Below are 2,564 nucleotides of genomic sequence, written 5' to 3'. Positions count from 1 at the left end.
GCCTTTTTAAGAAAGGATCTTTATTTTTCCACATAGATAACATGACAAACTGTCCTGGTTTGGCTTTCCTGGCAATTTGAGGAGCTTTGATCCTCATTCTATAATAATTATCATTTAAATTAATATTTTCAATTAAATTACCACTTATCATTAAGGGAATATTAATATTTTCTATTTTCATTTGTATCTCTACTTATAAAATATTTTTTATCATTAAAATTGTTCTAATTTTAAAATTTAGCCTATCCTTTACCACTTACTAAAGCTAAAAGAGCCATTCTAATATAAATTCCATTATGAGCTTGTCTAAAGTAAGCTGCTCCTTCATAATCATCAACATCAGTAGAGATTTCATCTACTCTGGGAAGGGGATGAAGAATGGTAATACCTTTTTTAGCTTGATCAATCAGAGCTCTATTTATAATATATGAACCCTTAAGTTTCTCATATTCCGATGGATTTTCAAATCGTTCTCTTTGTACTCTGGTAACATAAACAATATCACTGACCGCTAAAGCCTTTTCCAAATTTTCAGTCTCTTCAATATCTGCTCCTCGAGCCTTAAGGTCAACAGTTATTTCTGATGGCATTCGTAGAGATTGGGGGGACACAAAAAACATTTTATTGCCATAGAGAGTCATAAAATAACTTAAGGAATGTACGGTCCGCCCATATTTTAAATCTCCCACCAAAGTAACTGTCTGTCCCCCTAAAGCTCCTTTTTCCTTACCAATGGTATATATATCTAAAAGAGCTTGCGTGGGATGTTCTCCGCTTCCGTCGCCGGCATTAATAAAAGGATGTTTGGCATTATCAGCGGCAATCTGGGCAGAGCCATTCATGGGATGACGCATAACAATAACATCTGCATAACCATCCACTGTCCTAATAGTATCAGCCAAAGATTCTCCTTTGGCTACAGAAGAGCTCTTAGCGTCAGCTACTGAAATTACTCGAGCACTCAACCTATTGGCAGCAGTTTCAAAAGAAAGACGGGTTCTGGTACTTGGTTCAAAAAATAAAGTTGCTACTATTTTACCTTCCATATTTCTGATAATATTTCCATCTTTGACTTGCTTTTCAAAACTTGCAGCGGTATTCATAATCAAATTTAATTCTTGAGGCGAAAACTGAGCAGTATTTAATATGTCTTTCCCTTTTAACATTTAGACTAACTCTCCTTTTAATTTATTTTTACAATTTATAATCTAATCTTTTTCTATAATTGTTCCACTTTGTTCCTTTAACGCTTCCAAAGCCTTATCCAAAGAGGTAATGATAGCTTTCTTCCCTCCATTTTCTAAAAACCTCAAACAAGCTTTCACTTTTGGCCCCATACTTCCGGCCAGAAAATGTCCTTCATCAAAATATTGTTTAGCTTTTTGAAAGGTTATTTTACCTAAACTTTTCTCATTAACTTTACCATAATTAATTTTAGCTTCTTCTACATCGGTAAGAATTAAAAAAATATCGGCACCTACTATTTCTGCTAATCTTTCTCCAGCAAGATCTTTATCTATTACTGCCTCAATCCCCTGGTAATTTCCTTCTTCATCTTCTAACACTGGTATTCCTCCGCCACCGGAAGCAATAACAACTACCCCTGCGGCAACTAGTTTCTTAATCACGTTAGCTTCTAGATTAGCTATAGGATCTGGTGAAGGAACGGTTCTCCTCCAGCAGCGCTCTCCGTTTGGCTTAACCTGTTTAATGATATATTGAGGGTTATTCTCCTTCATTTCTTTAGCTTCTTCTGCGGTTAGAAAATTACCTACTGGCTTGGAAGCTTTCTCACCAAAAAATTCTGGGTCATTTTTATCTACTAAAACCTGATTTATTATCGCACAAACCGGTACATCAAGATCCATTTTTTTAAGATGATTCATTAAGGTTTGTTGCAACATATAACCAATTTGCCCTTGAGTCATTGCCCCTACCACATCCATGGGATGCGCTGGGACAGTATCTTGAGCTAACTTTTGTTGTACCATTAAATTACCAACTTGCGGTCCATTTCCATGGGTTATGATTAGCCGATCTTCCTGGTCAAGGTTTTTGATAATTTCTGAGATATGTTTGGTGGTTTTCCAGCAATTCTTGAATTGTTCCTCTGAAGATCCTTTTTCATTGGATTGTTTTATCGCATTTCCACCTAAGGCTATTAAAATTACTTTTGCCATCTTTTGCTTCTCCTCTTACTATAAATTTTTTTTAATATATTAATTTCATTTAATATTTTGTTTTTTAGTTAAATTTATTTTATCTATTAATTATATAATTATAAATATTTCTAATTAAATAATAAAATTCCCTTTAATTTTATTTTAGGTAAATTTATTATAGCCTAACCTTTTAGAAATTTCCGTAGCTGCATCGGTAACAATTTTAATAAGTCTTTCTATATTATTTAAACTCAATCTTTGGACTAATCCGGTTATAGTAATACTGGCTATGGTTTTTCCCTTAATATTTTTTATAGGAGCAGCAATTGCTTTTATTCCTTCTTCAAGTTCTTCATCACAAATTGCAAAACCCTTATTTTTTATTTCCGATAAATGTTCTAA

3 protein-coding genes and 1 pseudogene are annotated in these 2,564 nt (G+C 33.7%); all 4 read right to left on the bottom strand.

Annotation, left to right across the window (positions count from 1 at the left end; translation table 11 throughout):
• Window positions 1-181 (bottom strand): annotated as a pseudogene (locus COZ07_RS02680) (hypothetical protein); the annotation flags it as partial.
• Window positions 182-242: 61 nt separating this feature from the next.
• Window positions 243-1,166: an aspartate carbamoyltransferase gene (gene pyrB / locus COZ07_RS02675; RefSeq protein WP_406607050.1), complete on the bottom strand. Its 924-nt coding sequence runs from the start codon at window positions 1,164-1,166 to the stop codon at window positions 243-245.
• A gap of 42 nt (window positions 1,167-1,208) precedes the next feature.
• Entirely contained in the window at window positions 1,209-2,180 is a 972-nt protein-coding gene (arcC, locus tag COZ07_RS02670) for a carbamate kinase (RefSeq protein ID WP_406607049.1), read from the bottom strand.
• A gap of 144 nt (window positions 2,181-2,324) precedes the next feature.
• Window positions 2,325-2,564 (bottom strand): IclR family transcriptional regulator C-terminal domain-containing protein (locus tag COZ07_RS02665; RefSeq protein WP_406607048.1); only part of this gene is annotated, 240 nt, incomplete at its 5' end.

Origin of the sequence: Candidatus Infernicultor aquiphilus, from assembly GCF_002784285.1 — a bacterium.
Classification (GTDB): Bacteria; Atribacterota; Phoenicimicrobiia; order Phoenicimicrobiales; family Phoenicimicrobiaceae; genus Infernicultor; species Infernicultor aquiphilus.
Note: the sequence above shows the minus strand (reverse complement) of the source record. Positions and strands in the feature narration are given on the sequence as shown.